This is a genomic window from Hydrogenophaga sedimenti, assembly GCF_051857515.1.
Lineage (GTDB): Bacteria > Pseudomonadota > Gammaproteobacteria > Burkholderiales > Burkholderiaceae_C > Hydrogenophaga.
This window is the reverse complement of the sequence record NZ_JBPZHA010000015.1, coordinates 22650-40409: the sequence shown is the minus strand read 5'-3', so window position 1 is coordinate 40409 and position 17760 is coordinate 22650. Positions and strand designations below refer to the sequence as shown.

The following is a 17760-nucleotide window of genomic DNA, read 5'->3' as shown; positions in this document are numbered from 1 at the left end:
GAGCCCTCAGGAACTCCCCCCATGAACGACCAGAACCAATTCCCTGCCGTGCCCGGCCCGGCACCGGACTATTCCTCCGACATGCCCCAGGCGCTGGAGGTTGACGTCGGGCGCGCCATGCCGCCGGCCATGGCCGAGAACATCCCGATGCTGCAGTCCCAGGACAGCGGACAGGCTCCGATCGACGCCACCGAGGCCGCCAACGCGCGCAGCATGCTCGCCGACGGCATCCACTTCGTGGGCAATGCCCTGCTGCGTGGCCCGTTCAGTGTCTCCGGCCAGGTGGACGGCAACCTGACCCAGGCCGAAGGCATCCAGGTGTCGGTGGTGGTGACCGAAACCGGCCGCGTCAAGGGCGACATCACCGCGCACAAGATCTCGGTCATGGGCCACACCGACGGTGTGCTCGACTCCGGTCAGGGCGAAGTCTCGCTGCACGATTCCGCCAGCGTGCACGGCTTGGTGCGCTACGGTCGCATCCAGGTCAACGGTGCAGACCTCAACGCGACGCTCGAACGGGTGGCCCCGCGGAAAGTGAACTGACGGTCTCATGCAGTGGCCAAGAAGCGAACATCTGCCCACGCCGCACCCGAATCCGAAGTCCATACCCGACCCGGAGTCTGTGCGGCTGGCGGCGCTTCAGGCCAGCTGGAACCGCGACCGCCGCGTTGCCCAGCGCCGCATCGCCTGGCGCTGGATCACCTGGTACACCCAGCGCTATGCGCCGCACGCCCTCGCCGGGATGGTGGTTCTGGCTGGCGTGGCCTATTGCAGCGGCATCCGGCCCCAATGGTCCCTGGCAGGAAATGACCTTCAGTCAGCGTCCCGGGAAGAACCTCTCCGGTACATGCCCCCGTCGGTGCCCACGGTGCCCGTTGCCGTCCCCACCCCGGTGGATGTATTCGACACCGTCGCGACCGACCCCGGTACCGACGCACCGCTGGTTTTGCGCAACAGCATGAGCTTCGAACCGAGAAGCGCCGGCCCTGAGCCCGTGGCCGAAGTTTCTGCCGATACACTCTCTCTCAAACCCGAAAACTGGTTGCACAGCAAGGAGCCCTGATCCATGAGCCAAAACCCTGCGTCCACTCGCCTGGTCCCCGCCGAGCGCCTGTCCGCCATCACGAGCCTGATCGCCGAAGGTGCGGTGTTCGACGGCAACTTCCACACCAACCGCGACCAGGGCATCAAGGTGGACGGTCAGCTCAAGGGCAACATCACGTTTGAAACCGGCGGCACGCTCCACGTGGGCGCCACCGGCGTGATCGAGAACACCCGGCTCGAAGCCGACTACGTGTTCATCGAAGGCAAGGTGATCGGCACCGTGATCGCCCGCAAGGCCCTTGAAATCACCGGTTCGGCCACCCTGATCGGTGACGCCAGCTACGACGAACTGATCGACATGCATCCCCGCGCCCGCGTCCGTGGCAAGATCGAATACCGCGGCGACATCGACGCCGTGCAGAACTGAACGGCAGCCGCCGTCCGTACCAACAAAAAAGCCTGCCGGAATCCAGCAGGCTTTTTTGTTGGTCTGCGCAGCACGAGGCTGCGCAGAAACCCGATCAGGCCAGGGCCTTCTTGTAGGCGGCGATGCCGTCCATGATTTCCTTGTGGGCAGCCTCGGGGCCTTCCCAGCCACCGACCTTAACCCACTTGCCCTGCTCCAGGTCCTTGTAGTGCTCGAAGAAGTGCTCGATGGCTTTCAGGCGCATCGGGTTCAGGTCTTCGGGCTTGCTCCAGCGGCTGTACAGCGACAGGATCTTGTTGGTCGGCACGGCCAGCACCTTGCCGTCTTCACCGGCTTCGTCGGTCATCTTCAGGATGCCGATGGCACGGCAGGGCACGACCACGCCGGGCATCAGCGGCACCGGCGTCACGACCAGCACGTCCACCGGGTCGCCATCGCCGGCAATGGTCTTGGGCACATAACCGTAGTTGGTCGGGTAGTGCATGGCGGTGTTCATGAAACGGTCCACGAAGATCGCGCCCGATTCCTTGTCCACTTCGTACTTGATCGGATCGCCGTTCATGGGGATCTCGATGATGACGTTGAACGCTTCGGGTACTTTGTCGCCAGGCTTGACGTTGTCGAGAGACATGGGGGGTTCTTCTGAGAGTTGATGGAAAACGCTTGTGATTAACCCTGATTTTACTGATTCCAACCTGACTTCCTGATCCAGATCAGTTTGCGTCTGAAGCATTTCCCGCTACATTGGCTCCGTTGGCCAATCGCCCTGCCCCACCCTCGTGGTGCGTGAAGGACGCGAGGAAGCAACGCAGCGGGGGCCTCCTCCAAGCGTTGCCCCCTCCAAGTCGAAACGCATGAGCAGGAGAAATCTATGGTTGGACAATCTGCGCTGATATTTGCGCTGGTGTGTGGCCTGGTCGCCGTGGTCTACGGCTTCTGGTCCCGAAGCTGGATTCTTTCTCAGGACGCGGGCAACGCCCGCATGCAGGAAATCGCTGGAGCCATCCAGACCGGCGCTGCTGCCTACCTCGCCCGACAGTACAAGACCATCGGCATCGTCGGTGTGGTGCTGGCCATCCTGATCGGGGTCTTTCTCAGCGCTTCCACCGCCGTGGGCTTCGTGCTCGGCGCGGTACTCTCGGGCGCCTGCGGCTTCATCGGCATGAACGTCTCGGTGCGGGCCAACGTGCGCACTGCGCAGGCGGCCACCAAGGGCATTGGCCCGGCGCTGGATGTCGCCTTCCGGGGCGGCGCCATCACCGGCATGCTGGTGGTGGGCCTGGGCCTGCTGGGGGTGGCCGGCTTCTTCTGGTACTTGCTTGGCACCGGGCCTTCGGGTACCGGCGCGGAACTGGGCAAGCTGCTCACCCCGCTGATCGGTTTTGCCTTCGGCTCCTCGCTGATCTCGATCTTCGCGCGACTGGGCGGCGGCATCTTCACCAAGGGCGCTGACGTCGGCGCCGACCTGGTGGGCAAGGTGGAGGCCGGCATCCCGGAAGACGATCCGCGCAACCCTGCCGTGATCGCCGACAACGTGGGCGACAACGTCGGCGACTGCGCCGGCATGGCGGCCGACCTGTTCGAGACCTATGCGGTGACGCTGATCGCCACCATGGTGCTGGGTGCCCTGATGGTGGCTGCGGCCCCGATGCAGGCCGCGCTCTACCCGCTGGTGCTCGGCGGCGTGTCCATCATCGCGTCCATCATCGGCTGCTTCTTCGTCAAGGCCAGCCCGGGCATGAAGAACGTGATGCCGGCGCTGTACAAGGGCCTGGCGATCGCGGGCGTGCTGTCGCTGATCGCGTTCTACTTCGTGACGACGGCCGTGATCCCCGATAACGCCATCGCCGCGTCGGGCAGCCAGATGAAGCTGTTTGGTGCCTGCGCCGTGGGCCTGGTGCTGACTGCGGCGCTGGTCTGGATCACCGAGTTCTACACCGGCACCCAGTACGCGCCGGTCCAGCACATCGCACAGGCGTCCACCACCGGCCATGGCACCAACATCATTGCCGGCCTGGGGGTGTCCATGCGCTCGACCGCCTGGCCGGTGCTGTTCGTCTGCGTCGCCATCATCGTGGCCTACGCGCTGGCTGGCCTGTACGGCATCGCCATCGCCGCCACCTCCATGCTCAGCATGGCCGGCATCGTCGTCGCATTGGACGCCTACGGCCCCATCACCGACAACGCCGGGGGCATCGCCGAGATGGCCGAACTGCCCAGCAGCGTGCGCGACATCACCGACCCGCTGGACGCCGTGGGCAACACCACCAAGGCCGTGACCAAGGGCTACGCGATCGGTTCGGCCGGCCTGGCCGCGCTGGTGCTGTTCGCCGACTACACCCACAAGCTGGAGGCCTACGGCCACCACATCAGCTTCGACCTCTCCGATCCGATGGTGATCGTGGGCCTGTTCATCGGCGGCATGATTCCCTACCTGTTCGGCGCCATGGCGATGGAAGCGGTGGGCCGCGCCGCCGGCTCGGTGGTGGTGGAAGTGCGTCGCCAGTTCAAGGAGATCAAGGGCATCATGGAAGGCACGGCCAAGCCCGAGTACGGCCGCGCTGTCGACATGCTGACCACCGCCGCCATCAAGGAGATGGTGATTCCCTCGCTGCTGCCGGTGGTGGTGCCGATCCTGGTGGGTCTGTTCCTCGGTCCGAAGGCGCTGGGTGGCCTGCTGATGGGCACGATCGTGACCGGCCTCTTCGTGGCGATCTCGATGTGCACCGGTGGCGGGGCCTGGGACAACGCCAAGAAGTACATCGAAGACGGCCACCACGGCGGCAAGGGCAGCGAAGCCCACAAGGCGGCCGTGACCGGTGACACCGTGGGCGACCCCTACAAGGACACCGCCGGCCCGGCCGTGAACCCGCTGATCAAGATCATCAACATCGTGGCGCTGCTGATCGTGCCGCTGCTGCCGATGGCGGCCGGCTCCGGAAGTTCGGGTGCGCACGAGGTTCCGGCTCCGTCGGCCACGGCCCCCGCAGCCGCACCTGCCGCAGCCGCGGCCGCGGCGGTCCCTGCCGACGGTGCTTCGGTCGCGGTGGAAAACGGCGTGGTGAAGTTCTACTTCGCCAGCGGCAAGGCCGACGTCGCCGCCGATGGCAGCAAGGCCCTGGAGCAGATCGTGGCCGGCATCGCCGGTGGCAAGAAGGCCGTGATCAGCGGCTTCCACGATGCCTCCGGTGACCCCGCCAAGAACGCCGAACTCGCCAAGGAGCGCGCCCAGGCCGTGGCGGCCCTGCTCAAGGCGGCCGGCGTGGCCGAGGACAAGGTCGAGCTCAAGAAGCCCGAGCAGATGCAGGGCGACGGTCCGGCCCACCTGGCCCGCCGGGTCGAGGTCAGCCTCGACTGAACCGCACTGTTCCACGCCCTGCCCCGTGAGGTTCGCCTCCCGGGGCTTTTTTCATGGGCGGCGGTGTGACACCATCGGGCTTTCGGCACTCCGCCCCCTCAGCCCGCACCATGACCGAACTTGTTGTCCGCCGCCTGCTCATTGATCTGGACCAGCCAGTCGCGCGCCACTGGTGTCGGGACGACGCTTTTCTCACCGCCTGGTTCAACGCCCTGTCGATGAGTTTTCCCGTCGGCGAGCAGTTCTTCATCGACGCCGTGCGCGACGGCTTCAAGGCGCTCCCGGCCGGTAAGCAGGAAGGCTTCCGCGACGAGGTCCAGGGGTTTGTCGGCCAGGAGGCCACCCACCGCCGCATCCACGGCCTGTTCAACGCCCAGATCGAAAAACACGGCCTGCGCAACCACTGGGAGTCGCGCGCGCGCCGGCGCCTGGCGTTGCTCGAAGGCAGCGACGTGCGCCACTGCGTGGCCATCACGGCCGCCAACGAGCACTTCACCGCCCTGTTCGCCGAATGGATGCTCTCGCATCCGGACCTGCTGGACGGCAGCGACCCGCGCCTGAAGACCCTGTGGCTCTGGCACAGCGCGGAGGAAGCGGAACACAAGTGCACCGCCTTCGACATCTACCAGGCGCTGGGCGGCAGCCACGCCTGGCGCGTCCGGTGGATGCGCCGGGTGACGGTCATCTTCCTGAGCGATGCCTTGCGCCAGACCGTGAGCAACCTGCGCGCCGACGGCACGCTGTGGCGCTGGTCGACCTGGCGCAGCGCCGCCCGGCATCTGTTCGGCCGCGATGGCCTGCTGCGTTCCAGCTATGGGGACTGGAAGCGCTACTTCCGCGAAGACTTCCACCCCGACCAGCAGCACAGCGGGCTCTCGGAGCGCTGGCTGGCCGACAACGCGCAGGCCTATGCGCGTGTCGGCGCCAGCGCCTGATTGCCCCTGCCGGCTGCCGGCCTGTCCCGCAGGCGGATATGCAGCGTCGACCATAATCTCGCCATGTCCGAACGCGTGATTCCCCTGGTCGACCAGCGCCTGAAAATCCGTCCCGCCGTGGTGCCCTCCACTCCGGTGGCCGCCACCGGTTTGCTCGGCGATGCACTGGGGCGTCCGTTGCGCGACCTGCGCATCAGCGTCACGGACCGCTGCAACTTCCGCTGCAACTACTGCATGCCCAAGTCGATCTTCGACAAGGACTACCCCTACCTGCCGCACAACGCGCTGCTCAGCTTCGAGGAAATCACCCGGATCGCGCGCGTGTTCGTGGCCCATGGCGTGCAGAAGATCCGGCTCACGGGCGGCGAGCCGCTGCTGCGCAAGAACATCGAGATCCTGATTGCCCAGCTGGCCGAACTGTGCACGGTCGACGGCAAGCCGCTGGACATCACGCTGACCACCAACGGCTCCCTGCTCGAACGCAAGGCCCGGCAACTCAAGGAGGCCGGCCTCAAGCGCGTGACCGTCAGCCTCGACGGGCTGGACGACGCGGTGTTCCGCGCCATGAACGATGTCGACTTCCCGGTGGCCGACGTGCTGCGTGGCATCGACGCGGCGCACGAGGCCGGTCTTGGCCCGGTCAAGATCAACATGGTGGTCAAGCGCGGCACCAACGACCACGAGATCCTGCCGATGGCGCGGCATTTCAAGGGCCACGGCGCGGTCCTGCGCTTCATCGAATACATGGACGTCGGCGCCACCAACGGCTGGCGCATGGACGAGGTGCTGCCCAGTGCCGAGGTGGTGGACCGCATCCACCAGGCGCTGCCGCTGGTGCAGCTGGATCCGTCCGCACCCGGCGAAACCGCCGAGCGCTGGGGCTACGCCGATGGCTCGGGCGAGATCGGCGTGATCAGCAGCGTGACGCAGGCCTTCTGCCGCGACTGCAACCGGGCACGCCTGTCGACCGAAGGCCGCCTGTATCTCTGTCTGTTCGCCACCGAGGGCCACGACCTCAAGCACCTGGTGCGGGGTGGTGCCAGCGATGCCGAACTGGCCAGCGCCATCGCCGCCATCTGGCAAGGCCGCGACGACCGTTACTCCGAGCTGCGAGCCTCGCTGCCGCCCGACCAGGGCCAGGGCGCCCGCCGCATCGAGATGAGCTACATCGGAGGATGAGCGTGATCGGGTCTGGCGACATCACCGGTCTGGTCTTGGCCGGCGGGCGCGGCTCCCGCATGGGCGGCGTCGACAAGGGCCTGCAGGATTTCCAGGGCACGCCGCTGGCGCTGCATGCGCTGCGCCGGTTGCGGCAGCAGCACGGTGGGCTGATCGGTCCCCTGCTGGTCAACGCCAACCGCAACGCGGAGGTCTACGAGACCTTCGGGGCTCCCGTGTGTCCGGACCCCATCGCCGACTTTGCCGGCCCGCTGGCGGGCTTCCTGGCCGGGCTGGCGCACTGCCAGACGGCCTGGATGCTGACCGTGCCCTGCGATTCACCCCGTTTCCCGCTCGACCTGGCGCACCGCATGGCGCAGGCGGTGCTGGCCGGCAACGCCGACGTCGCCATGGCCTCGGCCCGGGAAGGCGATGACCAGTACCGGTCGCAACCTGTGTTCTGCCTGATGAAGGTGTCGCTGCGCGAGAGTCTGGAGGCCTTCACCCGCGACGGCGGCCGCAAGGTCGACCGCTGGTCCGGGCTGCACCGCAGCGTGCTCGTTCCGTTCGACCGGCCGACCGACGACCCGCTGGCTTTCGGCAACGCCAACACCCTGGACGAGCTGCGCTCCCTCGAAATCTCCAACCGCACGACATGAAGTCCATCGAACAGATCGCGGCCGAACTGCAGGGCTACGACCCGCAGGCCCTGAGCGCCGAGCGCGTCAACGATTTTCTGGCCAGGCTGGTCGAGCCGGTGCGCGAGACCGAGTCCTGCGGCATCTTCGAGGCCCTGGGCCGGGTGCTGTCCGACGACGTGGTGTCGCCGATCAGTGTGCCGCCGCACGACAACTCGGCCATGGACGGCTTCGCGTTCGACGGCAGCCAGCTGCGCTTCGGGGAAGCCTTGTCCCTGCGCTGTCTCGGCACGGCGTTCGCCGGACAGGCCTGGAACGGACAGGCCGGCGCCGGGGACTGCGTGAAGATCATGACCGGCGCCATCATGCCGGCCGGCATGGACACTGTCGTGCCGGTCGAATTCGTGAAGGTCGATGGCGATGCGGTGACGGTCCCTGCCGATGTGGTCCGCCCGGGCGACAACCGCCGGCTGCTCGGCGAAGACCTGATGGCCGGACGACCGGCCCTGCGCCGGGGACAGACCCTGGGCCCGGCCGCGCTGGGCCTGATCGCGAGCCTGGGTCTGCCGGCCGTGCCGGTGTTCCGTCGTCTGAAGGTCGCGTATTTCTCGACCGGCGACGAGATCCTGAGCCTGGGTGAATCGCCGCGCGAAGGCGCGGTCTACGACAGCAACCGCTACACCGTGTTCGGCCTGCTCACACGCATGGGTGTGCAGGTGGTCGACATGGGCGTGATCCGCGACGAGCCGCAGGCGCTCGAAGCCGCGTTCCGCCAGGCCGCGCGCGAGGCCGACGCGATCATCACCAGCGGCGGCGTGAGCATGGGCGAAGCCGACCACACCAAGGCCATGATGAAGCAGCTCGGTGACGTGGCCTTCTGGCGCATCTCGATGCGACCCGGGCGGCCGATGGCGGTCGGGCGCATCGTCGAGGATGTCAAGTCGTCGGTCCTGTTCGGCCTGCCGGGCAACCCGGTGGCCGTGATGGTCACATTCCTCGCCTTTGTGCGCCCTGCCCTGCAGATCCTGTCGGGCGCCACGCCGGCCGCCCCGATCCTGCTGAAGGCGCACAGTGCCGAAGCGCTGCGCAAGAAGCCCGGCCGCACCGAATACCAGCGCGGCGTCGTCACCCGCGAGGCCGACGGTTCGCTGCGCGTGCGCACCACCGGCAACCAGGGCTCGGGCGTGCTCCGCTCGATGGTCGAGGGCAACGGCCTGATCGTGCTGCACCACGGACAGGGCAATGTGGCCGTGGGCGACGAGGTCGACGTGATGATGTTCGACGGCGCGATCTGAGCGCGTTCAGAGCCAGCGCCGCACGCGGCGCATGTAGGCGCGGTAGTCCTCGCCGAACAGCCCCAGCAGCGCCCGTTCTTCCGGCAGGATCTGGAACCGCGTGAGGTAGGCCACGAAAGCCATCGGTCCCAGCAGCGCCAGCCAAGACGGCAACACCAGCGCCCAGGCGGTCAGCAGGCAGGCGATGCCGACGTACATCGGGTTGCGGGTGAATCGGTAGACGCCCTCCGTCACCAGGGTCGATGCCCGCTCCGGCCGCATCGGGTTGACCGTTGTGCGCGAGGCGCGAAACGACAGCAGCCCCGCCAGATCGAAACCCGCGCCGGCCACCAGCAGCAGCGCCACCGCGAAGCCCTTTGGCCCGCCGGGCCAAAGCACCCCACCCATGCCGGTGGTCCACCACATCAGCACCGCAGTGATCAGACCGACCAGCGGCGGCGGGATGCGGTGTTCGAGAAAACGCATCACTTGGCGACCAGGACTTCGCCGGGCCCGGCGTGGGCCGGTGGATCGGCCGGCAGCACCCGGGAACCGTGGTGCCTGCGTGCCAGCAGCATGTACATGGTCGGCACCACGAAGATGGTCAGCAGCGTGCCCAGGCTCATGCCACCCACGATCACCCAGCCGATCTGCTGGCGGCTCTCGGCGCCCGCGCCGGTGGCCAGGGCCAGCGGAATCGCACCCAGCACCATCGCGCCGGTGGTCATCAGGATCGGGCGCAGTCGCAGCGCCGCCGCTTCGGTCACGGCCTGCAGCTTGTCCTTGCCATCCTCGCGCAGCTGGTTGGCGAATTCGACGATCAGGATGCCGTGTTTGGTGATCAGCCCCACCAGGGTGATGAGCCCGATCTGGCTGAACACATTGAGCGTGCCTCCGGTGAACTTCAGCGCCAGCAGTGCGCCCAGCATCGACAGCGGCACGCTGAGCATGATGATGAACGGGTCGACAAAACTCTCGAACTGCGCGGCCAGGACCAGGTAGATGAACAGCAGCGACAGGCCGAACACGATGGCCAGCGAGCCCGACGAGTTCTTGAACTCACGGCTCTGGCCGTTCAGGTCGGTGGTGTAACCCGGCGGCAGCACCTCGGCCGCGATCCGGTTCATCTCTGCCAGCGCATCGCCCAGCGCAAGCTCCGGGGCCAGGTTGGCGGTGATCGACGCGCTGCGGCGCTGGCCGAAGTGGTTGAGCTCGCGCGGCACCACCACCTCGCGCAACTGCACCAGCGAGGCCAGCGGGATCATCGCGTCGTTGCGGCCGCGCACGAACAGGTGGTCGATGTCTTCCGGCGCGCTGCGCTGCGTGCCGGCCGTCTGCACCACCACGTCGTACTGCTCGCCGCCGCGCTTGTAGCGGGTCACGATGCGGCCGCCGAGCATGGTCTCGACCGTGCGCGCGATCACGTCCACGCTCACGCCGATGTCGGCCGCGCGCTCGCGGTCCACGTCCATGCGGATCTCGGGTTTGTTGAGCCGCAGGTCGGTATCGACCTGCACGAAACCCGGCACCTTGGCCATTTCCTCCTGGAAGCGGCGCACCGTGCGCGAGAGGTTCTCGTAGCTGTCGGAGGTCACGATCACGTAGTTGATCGGCCGCTCGCGAAAGCCCTGGCCCAGCGATGGCGGCGTGATCGGGAAGCCGCTGATGCCTGGCAAGGCGCCGATCTTGGGTGTGATCTCGCGCGCGATCTCCATCGTGGTCCGCTGGCGCTCCTCCCAGGGCAGCGCACGCAGGAAGATGGTGCCCTGCGCCACGGTCGGGTTGCCCATGTTGCTGAAGATGCGGTCGAACTCGGGGTAGTTCTGGCCGATGCGCTCGATGGCCTCGGAATAACGGCGGGTGTAGGCCAGCGTCGCGCCGTCCGGGCCGTTGACGTTGACCAGGATCACGCCGCGGTCCTCCACCGGCGCCAGCTCCTGCTTGGTCTGCTGCAGCAGCCACCAGCTGCCCACCGCGCTGGCCGCCATCACCGCAACCACCAGCCAGCGCAGGTTCAGGCTGGCCGCCAGCAGCCGGCTGTAGCCGTTGGTCACCGAGACCAGCACCCGCTCCATGCCGCGGTCGAACCAGCCCGGGTTCGGGTTGTGGCGCAGCAGCTTGCTGCTCATCATGGGCGAGAGCGTGAGCGCCACGAAGCCCGAGACCACCACCGCGCCGGCCAGCGCCAGTGCGAATTCGGCGAACAGGCGGCCGGTGCGGCCCGGCGTGAACGCCAGGGGCGCGTACACCGCCGCCAGGGTCAGCGTCATCGCCACCACCGCGAAGCCGATCTCCTTCGCCCCCTTGATGGCTGCCTCGAAGGGTTGCATGCCCTCCTCGATGTGGCGGTAGATGTTCTCCAGCACCACGATGGCGTCGTCGACCACCAGACCGATCGCCAGCACCAGCGCCAGCAGCGTCAGCGTGTTGATCGAGAAGCCGAACAGCGCCATCAGCGAGAAGGTGCCGATCAGGCTGACCGGGATCGTCACCAGCGGAATGATCGAGGCGCGGATTGTGCGCAGGAACACGAAGATCACCAGCGCCACCAGCAGCACGGCCTCACCGATGGTGTGATAGACCGCCTTGATCGAACGGTCGATGAAGACCGAGTTGTCGTTGGCGACATCGACCGTGATGCCCGGCGGCAGGTCGGCCTTGACCTTCTCCATCAGCTGCCGCACGCCGGCGGAAAGCTCCAGCGGGTTGGCGGTCGCCTGGCGGATCACGCCCAGCGACACCGAGTCGCGGCCATTGAGGCGCACCGAACTGCGTTCGTCCTGCGGCCCCTGCGACACGCGGGCCACGTCGCCCAGCCGCACCGGCAGACCATTGACCGTCCGGATCGCGATCTCGCGGAACTGGGGCACGGTCTGCAGGTCGGTCGCGGCGGTCACGTTGAACTCGCGCTGGGCGCTTTCGATGCGGCCGGCCGGCACTTCGAGGTTGGAGCGGCGCAGCGCATCTTCCACGTCCTGCACCGTCAGGCGATAGGCCGCGAGGCGGTCCGGGTCGATCCAGACGCGCATCGAATACTTGCGCTCGCCGTAGACCCGCACGTCGGCCGCGCCCGGCGCGGTCTGCAGCACCGGCTTGGCGATGCGGTTGGCCAGATCGGAGAGTTGCAGTGCGTTGTGCGTGTCCGAGCTGAGGGCCAGCCAGATCACCGGAAAGGCATCGGCCTCCACCTTGGCGATCACCGGCTCGTCGATGCCCTGTGGCAGCCGCTGGCGCACGCGGCTGACCTTGTCGCGCACATCGGCGGCGGCCGAGTCGGGGTCGCGCTCGAGCTTGAAGCGCACCGTGATGTTGCTCTGCTCCTGCCGGCTGGTGGAGGTGATGACGTCCACCCCTTCGATGCCGGCCAGCGAGTCCTCCAGCGTCTTGGTGACCTGCGACTCCATGACCTCGCTGGAGGCGCCGGCAAAGCGGGTCTGCACCGAGACCGTCGGTTCGTCGATCTTCGGGTACTCGCGCACCGTCAGTTCCTTGAACGACACCCAGCCGACCAGCAGGATCAGCAGCGACAGCACGCTGGCGAACACCGGCCGGCGGATCGAGATTTCAGGCAGTTGCATGTGAGGCTCCTGCGTCGCGCTCAGCCGGCCGCGGGTTTGTTGCCACTGGCACCGCCAGCGCCAGGCCCTGCGGGTGCGGCGGGAGACGATGGCGCCCCTTCGGGTTTGGGCCCTGGCTGACCGCCGCCCTGCTTGCCACCACCACCGCCGGCCTTGGCCAGGTCGACCACGCGCACCGGCGTGCCGTCTTTCTGCAGCCGCTGCTGGCCCGCGATCACGACCGTCTCGCCGTCCTCAACACCCGAGAGGATCTGCACCATCGGCCCGCGGCGCACGCCCAGCTGCACCTCCGCGCGACGCGACACCAGCTTGGCCCCGTCGCCTTCGCCCTGCTTGTCCAGCTTGACCACGAACTGCTTGCCGCCCTGCGGCACCAGCGCCTCTTCCGGCACCACCAGCGCTGCGTCGTTGATCGAAAACACCGTGGTCACGCGGGCGAACATGCCCGGCCGCAGTTCGCTGCCCGCCGACGGCGGCAACGCAGCCCGCACGCCGATGGAGCGGCCGTTGGCGTCCAGCAGCGGGTCCACCGCCTGCACCTTGGCGCTGTACTTCTTGCCGGGCAAGGCGTCCAGCTGCACCTGCACCGCCTGGCCGGTCGACAGGCGCGACTGGTAGCGCTCGGGCAGGCGGAAGTCCACCGTCAGCTGCGAGGTGTCTTCGAGATTGACCAGATCGGCCCCGTCCTTGACGTAGTCGCCGAGGTTGATGTTGCGCAGGCCCACGGTGCCGTCGAACGGCGCCACGATCCGCATGCGCGAAAGCCGGGCCTGCGCCAGCGCCACCTGCGCGTCGGCCACCTGCAGGGCCGCGCGGCTTTCGTCCAGCACGCGCTGTGCCACGAACGACTGGGCCACCAATTCTTCGTTGCGCTTGAGGTTGGCGCGGGCGATCGACAGCTGGGCCTGTGCCTGGCTCAGTTCCGCCTTCTGCAGCACGTCGTCCAGCTGCACCAGCAACTGGCCCTTGCGCACATGGGAACCTTCGGCGAATCCGATCTGGGCGATGCGGCCCGCCACTTCGGGGCGCAGGGTCACACTCTGGCGCGACTTGAGCGAACCGACCGCTTGCGCGTCGTCCTGCAGGGGTTGTGTCCTGACCTTGGCCACCTCGACGCTGGCCGGACCCCCTTGGCCCTGGCCTTGTCCACCCTGGGCCCCGGGCCCACCCGGCCCCGCAGGCCGGGCGGCAGCGCCTTCGGCGGGAGCGCCCGGCTGCGGCGCGGGCGACCGGTGCTGGTACCACCAGGCTCCTGCGGAAGCCAACGCCAGGCCGCTAGCCGCGACCCACAGGTAGATGTTCTTTTTTGCCATGTGTCCTGCGCCCAAGGATGAACCCGGCCCGCGCCAACGGACGCAGACCAGCGTGCAATGTATCAGCGCAGGCGGTGTGGCGTCGCCACCGGAGGCAGCGCCCCGCAGGGCAACAGGCGCATTCAGCCGGCGTTCAGCCGGGCACGCCCCGGTTGGCCAGCGCGTCGGCGCGCTCGTTGCCCGGATCGCCCGCGTGGCCCTTGACCCAGTGCCACTCGATCTGGTGCACGCCGTCGTGCACCAGCGCATCCAGCCGCTGCCAGAGGTCGGCGTTCTTGACCGGCTGTTTGGCGGCCGTCTTCCAGCCCTTGGCCTTCCAGCCGTGGATCCACTCGGTGATGCCCTTGCGCACGTATTCGCTGTCCAGGTAGACCGACACCTTGCATGGTCGTTTGAGTGCGGTCAGCCCCTCGATCACCGCCATCAGCTCCATGCGGTTGTTGGTGGTCCCGCGCTCGCCGCCCCAGAGTTCCTTTTCATGCCCACCCGACTTCAGGTAGACGCCCCATCCGCCGGGACCGGGATTGCCCTTGCAGGCTCCGTCGGTATAGATCACCACGTGGTTCAAAACGCCATTTCTCCAGTTGTGCCGTGTTCAACGGCGGTTCGTGATCGTGACTGGCGCGGTGCCGCCGGCGCGCCGCGGCCGCCAGGCCGGACCCAGCAGACGCACACCGCGCACCCGCTTGACCGCCACAAAAAAATAGACCGCGCCGAAGATGGGCCACCAGCGCGCGCCGGCCTTGTCCATCCAGGCATTGCGCTGCAACCACTTCTCGCTGTGCACCGCTGGCCGGTAGCAGCCGAAACGGTGGGACTCGACCTCGAAACTCAGCAGCCGCAGCCAGTCGCGCAGCCGGCCGGGGCCGATGAATTCGCCCGCTTCGGGCAGATACAGGTCCGACATGCCGAAAAACCGCATGCCCAGCCGCTCCGCCATGCGGGCGCGGCTCTGCTTCAGGCCCCACAGGCTGTTCGGATTGAAGCCGGAGATGACCACGCGACCCTCCGGCACCAGCACACGCTCCACCTCGCGCAGCACATGGTGCGGGTCGGCGCTGAGTTCGAGCGTGTGCGGCAGCACCACCAGGTCCAGGCTGGCTTCGGGAAACGGCAGGGCCGCGGCGTTGGTGACCAGGGCCACCCGCAACGGCACATCGGTGTCTGCCGCATCGGGCAGAACGATGTCGGCCGGCGCCAGCCCCAGCAGTTCCTCGGGCAGGGCCAGCCAGCGGTGCGGCATGCGGTTGGCGGCCAGCGTCGACAACTCGGGCAGGCCCAGCTGCAAGGCGTTGTAACCAAACAGATTGGCCACGGACCGGTCAAACTGCGCCTGCTCCCACCCCAGCAGATACTGCCCGGGAGCGGTCCGGAACCAGTCGGTCAAACTTATAATTGGTGGATACATCGCGGGTGCTGTGCTACGGACCGGTACTCTACACGCCCCACTCCGGCCCGCTTAGCGGTCTCTGCGCCATGACCCTGTTCCCCGTCCCGGCCTTCAGCGACAACTACATCTGGGTCCTGCACGATGGCCATCGCGCTCTCGCCGTGGACCCGGGCGAGTCCGAAGGCCTGCTGGCCTGGCTGAAGTCGAACCAGCTGCAGCTCGACACCATCCTCATCACCCACCACCACGGTGACCACACCGGCGGTGTCGCTGCCTTGCGCGCGGCCACCGGCGCCAGGGTTTTCGGTCCGCACCGCGAAGCCATGCCCGAACCGCTGACCCGGGTCGGCGGCGGCGAGGAGGTCGAGGCACTGGGCCTGCGCTTTGGGGTCTTGGAAGTGCCTGGCCACACCGCCGGCCACATCGCTTTCTATTGCGCCGACGTGGCCGGCGCCCCGCTGCTGTTCTGCGGCGACACCCTGTTTTCCGCCGGCTGCGGCCGTCTGTTCGAAGGCACGCCGGCGCAGATGCTGGACTCGCTGACCCGACTGTCAGTGTTGCCCGACCAGACCCGTGTCTGCTGCACGCACGAATACACCCTGTCCAACCTGCGCTTTGCGCTCGCGGTCGACCCCGACAACACCGCCCTGCAGGCCTATGCTGCGCAATGCCAGGATCTGCGTGCACGGAACCTTCCCACCCTGCCCAGCTCCATCGGGCTGGAAAAGCAGATCAATCCTTTCCTGCGCGCCCATGCGCCAGCGCTGGAGCGCTCGGCCCGCGCGCACGACCCCCAAACCCTCACCGGCCCCCTTGGCGCGTTTACGACGCTGCGGGCCTGGAAGAACGTCTTTCAGTGAACCCATGACCTTCGTGTCCCTGCTCCCCTCCGCCATTGCGCGCCCGTCCAGAAGCTGGCGGTCCCTGGTCGTGCTGGGTGTGGCGCTGGCCCTGGCCGCCTGTGCCAGCGCTCCGCCGCCCCGACCACCGGCACCTGCCGTGGTCACACCCAAGCCGGCCGCCGCGGCACCGGTGGTGTCCGCTCCTCCGGCGCGCGCCGAGCTGCCGCCCTACGCCCCGCTGAGCGAGATCGCGACCGCGTCGGCCGTTCCACCGCCGGTGACCATGCTGGCGGCGCCACTGGACATCTGGGACCGCATCCGCCGCGGCCTGGCCATGCCCGACCTGGAGAACGACCTGGTGCGCGACCGCGAGCAGTGGTACGCCGCGCGCCCCGACTACTTCCAGCGCATGACCGAGCGCTCCAGCCGCTACCTGTTCCACATCGTCGAAGAGATCGAACGCCGCAACATGCCGATGGAGCTGGCCCTGCTGCCCTTCATCGAGAGCGCCTTCAATCCGCAGGCCGTCTCCAGCGCCCGTGCCGCCGGCATGTGGCAGTTCATGCCCGCCACCGGCGAGTCCTTCGACCTCAAGCAGAACGTGTTCCGTGACGACCGGCGCGACGTGCTGGCCTCGACCCGCGCCGCGCTGGACTACCTGGAGCAGCTGCACACCCGCTTCGGCGACTGGCACCTTGCGCTGGCCGCCTACAACTGGGGCCAGGGCAACGTCAACAAGGCCGTCACGCGCAACCAGGCGCAAGGCCTGCCGACCAGCTACACCGACCTGAACATGCCGCAGGAGACGCGCATGTACGTGCCCAAGCTGCAGGCGGTGAAGAACCTGGTGGCGCGTCCTGAAGCCTTCAACGTGCAGTTGCCCGCGATCGGCAACCACCCGTTCTTCGACACCGTGACGCTCGAGCGCGACATGGACGTGGCGTTGATTTCCAGCCTGTCCAACGTCAGCGAGCGCGACTTCCGCACCCTCAATCCGTCGATCAAGCAGCCGCTGGTGATGGCGGCGGGCACGCCCAACATCCTGCTGCCCTGGGACAACGCCAAGGTGTTCGAGGACCGCCTGAAGACCTTCAAGGGCCCGCTGGCCACCTGGACCGCCTGGACCGCATCGGCCACCCTGAGCGTCGCCCAGGTCGCCGACCAGGTCGGCATGAGCGAGTCGGAGCTGCGCGAGGTCAACAACATCCCGCCGCGCATGAAGGTCAAGGCCGGTTCCAGCCTGCTGGTGCGCCGCAGCGGCACCCGCGACCGGGATGTCAGCGAATTCGTGGCCGACCATGCGCAGCTGAGCCTGACGCCCGACATCATCCTCAAGCGCTCGGTGGTGAAGGCCCGCAAGGGCGACAACCTGGCCAAGCTGGCGCAGCGCTACGGTGTGAGCCCGGTCAGTGCGGCCGGCTGGAACCGGATGTCGGTCAACGAGCGCCTCAAGCCCGGCCAGCGGGTCACGCTCATGCTGGCGCGTCCGGCCTCCGTGGCCGTGGCAGAACCCCGCAAGTCCAGCCGCGCACAGAGCCGCGAGACCGTCGAGCGCGAAACCGCACAGGACCGCACCGAGGCGCGCAGCGCCAAGGGACGCAAGGTGGCGGCGCAGCGCGAGAGCAAACCCGAAAAAGCCAGACCGGGTCGCAAGTCCACGGCGGTCGCCAAGGGAAGCCCCAAGTCGGGAGGCAAGGCCAGCGCCAAGGCCTCGAAGACGCCGCGCGGTGAGGTCAAGGTGGCGGCTGCCAACAACAAGAACGGCCGCAAGGCCCGCCGCAACTGAAGGCCCGTTTCTCCGCC

16 protein-coding genes are annotated in these 17760 nt (G+C 67.7%); 10 read left to right on the top strand and 6 right to left on the bottom strand.

What is annotated here, in order from left to right:
- Positions 1–21: 21 nt before the first annotated feature.
- From ACS5NL_RS20370 to ACS5NL_RS20360, 3 genes are read left to right on the top strand one after another with little or no spacing between them, the layout of a single operon-like run.
- A complete protein-coding gene (locus ACS5NL_RS20370) occupies positions 22–543 on the top strand; it encodes a bactofilin family protein (protein ID WP_439355798.1) in 522 nt (173 codons plus the stop codon).
- A gap of 7 nt (positions 544–550) precedes the next feature.
- Positions 551–1063: a hypothetical protein gene (locus ACS5NL_RS20365; protein WP_439355797.1), complete on the top strand. Its 513-nt coding sequence runs from the start codon at positions 551–553 to the stop codon at positions 1061–1063.
- Positions 1064–1066: 3 nt separating this feature from the next.
- Positions 1067–1471, top strand: a complete 405-nt coding sequence (locus tag ACS5NL_RS20360; RefSeq protein WP_411364665.1) for a bactofilin family protein — start codon at positions 1067–1069, stop codon at positions 1469–1471.
- A gap of 94 nt (positions 1472–1565) precedes the next feature.
- Here ACS5NL_RS20360 and ppa read toward each other — a convergent pair whose 3' ends face one another.
- Entirely contained in the window at positions 1566–2102 is a 537-nt protein-coding gene (ppa, locus tag ACS5NL_RS20355) for an inorganic diphosphatase (protein ID WP_439355796.1), read from the bottom strand.
- A 240-nt stretch (positions 2103–2342) separates the two neighbouring features.
- Between ppa and ACS5NL_RS20350 the strand changes: the two genes are divergently transcribed.
- From ACS5NL_RS20350 to moeA, 5 genes are all read left to right on the top strand, one after another.
- Positions 2343–4829: a sodium-translocating pyrophosphatase gene (locus ACS5NL_RS20350; protein ID WP_439355795.1), complete on the top strand. Its 2487-nt coding sequence runs from the start codon at positions 2343–2345 to the stop codon at positions 4827–4829.
- A gap of 110 nt (positions 4830–4939) precedes the next feature.
- Positions 4940–5764 (top strand): metal-dependent hydrolase, encoded by an 825-nt coding sequence (locus ACS5NL_RS20345; protein WP_439355794.1) that lies wholly within the window; start codon positions 4940–4942, stop codon positions 5762–5764.
- 63 nt (positions 5765–5827) lie between these two features.
- Positions 5828–6943 (top strand): GTP 3',8-cyclase MoaA, encoded by a 1116-nt coding sequence (moaA, locus tag ACS5NL_RS20340; RefSeq protein ID WP_439355793.1) that lies wholly within the window; start codon positions 5828–5830, stop codon positions 6941–6943.
- Between the two features lie 2 nt (positions 6944–6945).
- Positions 6946–7581, top strand: a complete 636-nt coding sequence (mobA, locus tag ACS5NL_RS20335) for a molybdenum cofactor guanylyltransferase MobA (protein WP_439355792.1) — start codon at positions 6946–6948, stop codon at positions 7579–7581.
- Positions 7578–8855, top strand: a complete 1278-nt coding sequence (gene moeA / locus ACS5NL_RS20330; RefSeq protein ID WP_439355791.1) for a molybdopterin molybdotransferase MoeA — start codon at positions 7578–7580, stop codon at positions 8853–8855. The genes mobA and moeA overlap by 4 nt, the downstream gene beginning before the upstream one ends.
- A gap of 6 nt (positions 8856–8861) precedes the next feature.
- Here moeA and ACS5NL_RS20325 read toward each other — a convergent pair whose 3' ends face one another.
- The 5 genes from ACS5NL_RS20325 to ACS5NL_RS20305 form a co-directional block, all read right to left on the bottom strand.
- Complete coding sequence (locus ACS5NL_RS20325) at positions 8862–9320, bottom strand: methyltransferase family protein (RefSeq protein WP_439355790.1); 459 nt, start codon at positions 9318–9320, stop codon at positions 8862–8864.
- A complete protein-coding gene (locus ACS5NL_RS20320) occupies positions 9320–12412 on the bottom strand; it encodes an efflux RND transporter permease subunit (protein ID WP_439355789.1) in 3093 nt (1030 codons plus the stop codon). Before ACS5NL_RS20320 ends, ACS5NL_RS20325 begins: the two co-directional genes overlap by 1 nt.
- Positions 12413–12432: 20 nt before the next feature.
- Positions 12433–13725, bottom strand: a complete 1293-nt coding sequence (locus ACS5NL_RS20315) for an efflux RND transporter periplasmic adaptor subunit (protein ID WP_439355788.1) — start codon at positions 13723–13725, stop codon at positions 12433–12435.
- A 133-nt stretch (positions 13726–13858) separates the two neighbouring features.
- Positions 13859–14293, bottom strand: a complete 435-nt coding sequence (rnhA, locus tag ACS5NL_RS20310; RefSeq protein WP_439355787.1) for a ribonuclease HI — start codon at positions 14291–14293, stop codon at positions 13859–13861.
- A 27-nt stretch (positions 14294–14320) separates the two neighbouring features.
- Positions 14321–15133 carry a class I SAM-dependent methyltransferase gene (locus tag ACS5NL_RS20305; RefSeq protein ID WP_439355786.1) on the bottom strand — a complete coding sequence of 271 codons (813 nt, stop codon included), beginning with the start codon at positions 15131–15133 and terminating at the stop codon, positions 14321–14323.
- Between the two features lie 68 nt (positions 15134–15201).
- On the opposite strand from ACS5NL_RS20305, the gene gloB reads away from it, so the two are divergent.
- Positions 15202–15975, top strand: a complete 774-nt coding sequence (gene gloB, locus ACS5NL_RS20300; RefSeq protein ID WP_439355785.1) for a hydroxyacylglutathione hydrolase — start codon at positions 15202–15204, stop codon at positions 15973–15975.
- A gap of 4 nt (positions 15976–15979) precedes the next feature.
- Positions 15980–17743 (top strand): transglycosylase SLT domain-containing protein, encoded by a 1764-nt coding sequence (locus ACS5NL_RS20295; protein ID WP_439355784.1) that lies wholly within the window; start codon positions 15980–15982, stop codon positions 17741–17743.
- Positions 17744–17760 lie beyond the last annotated feature (17 nt).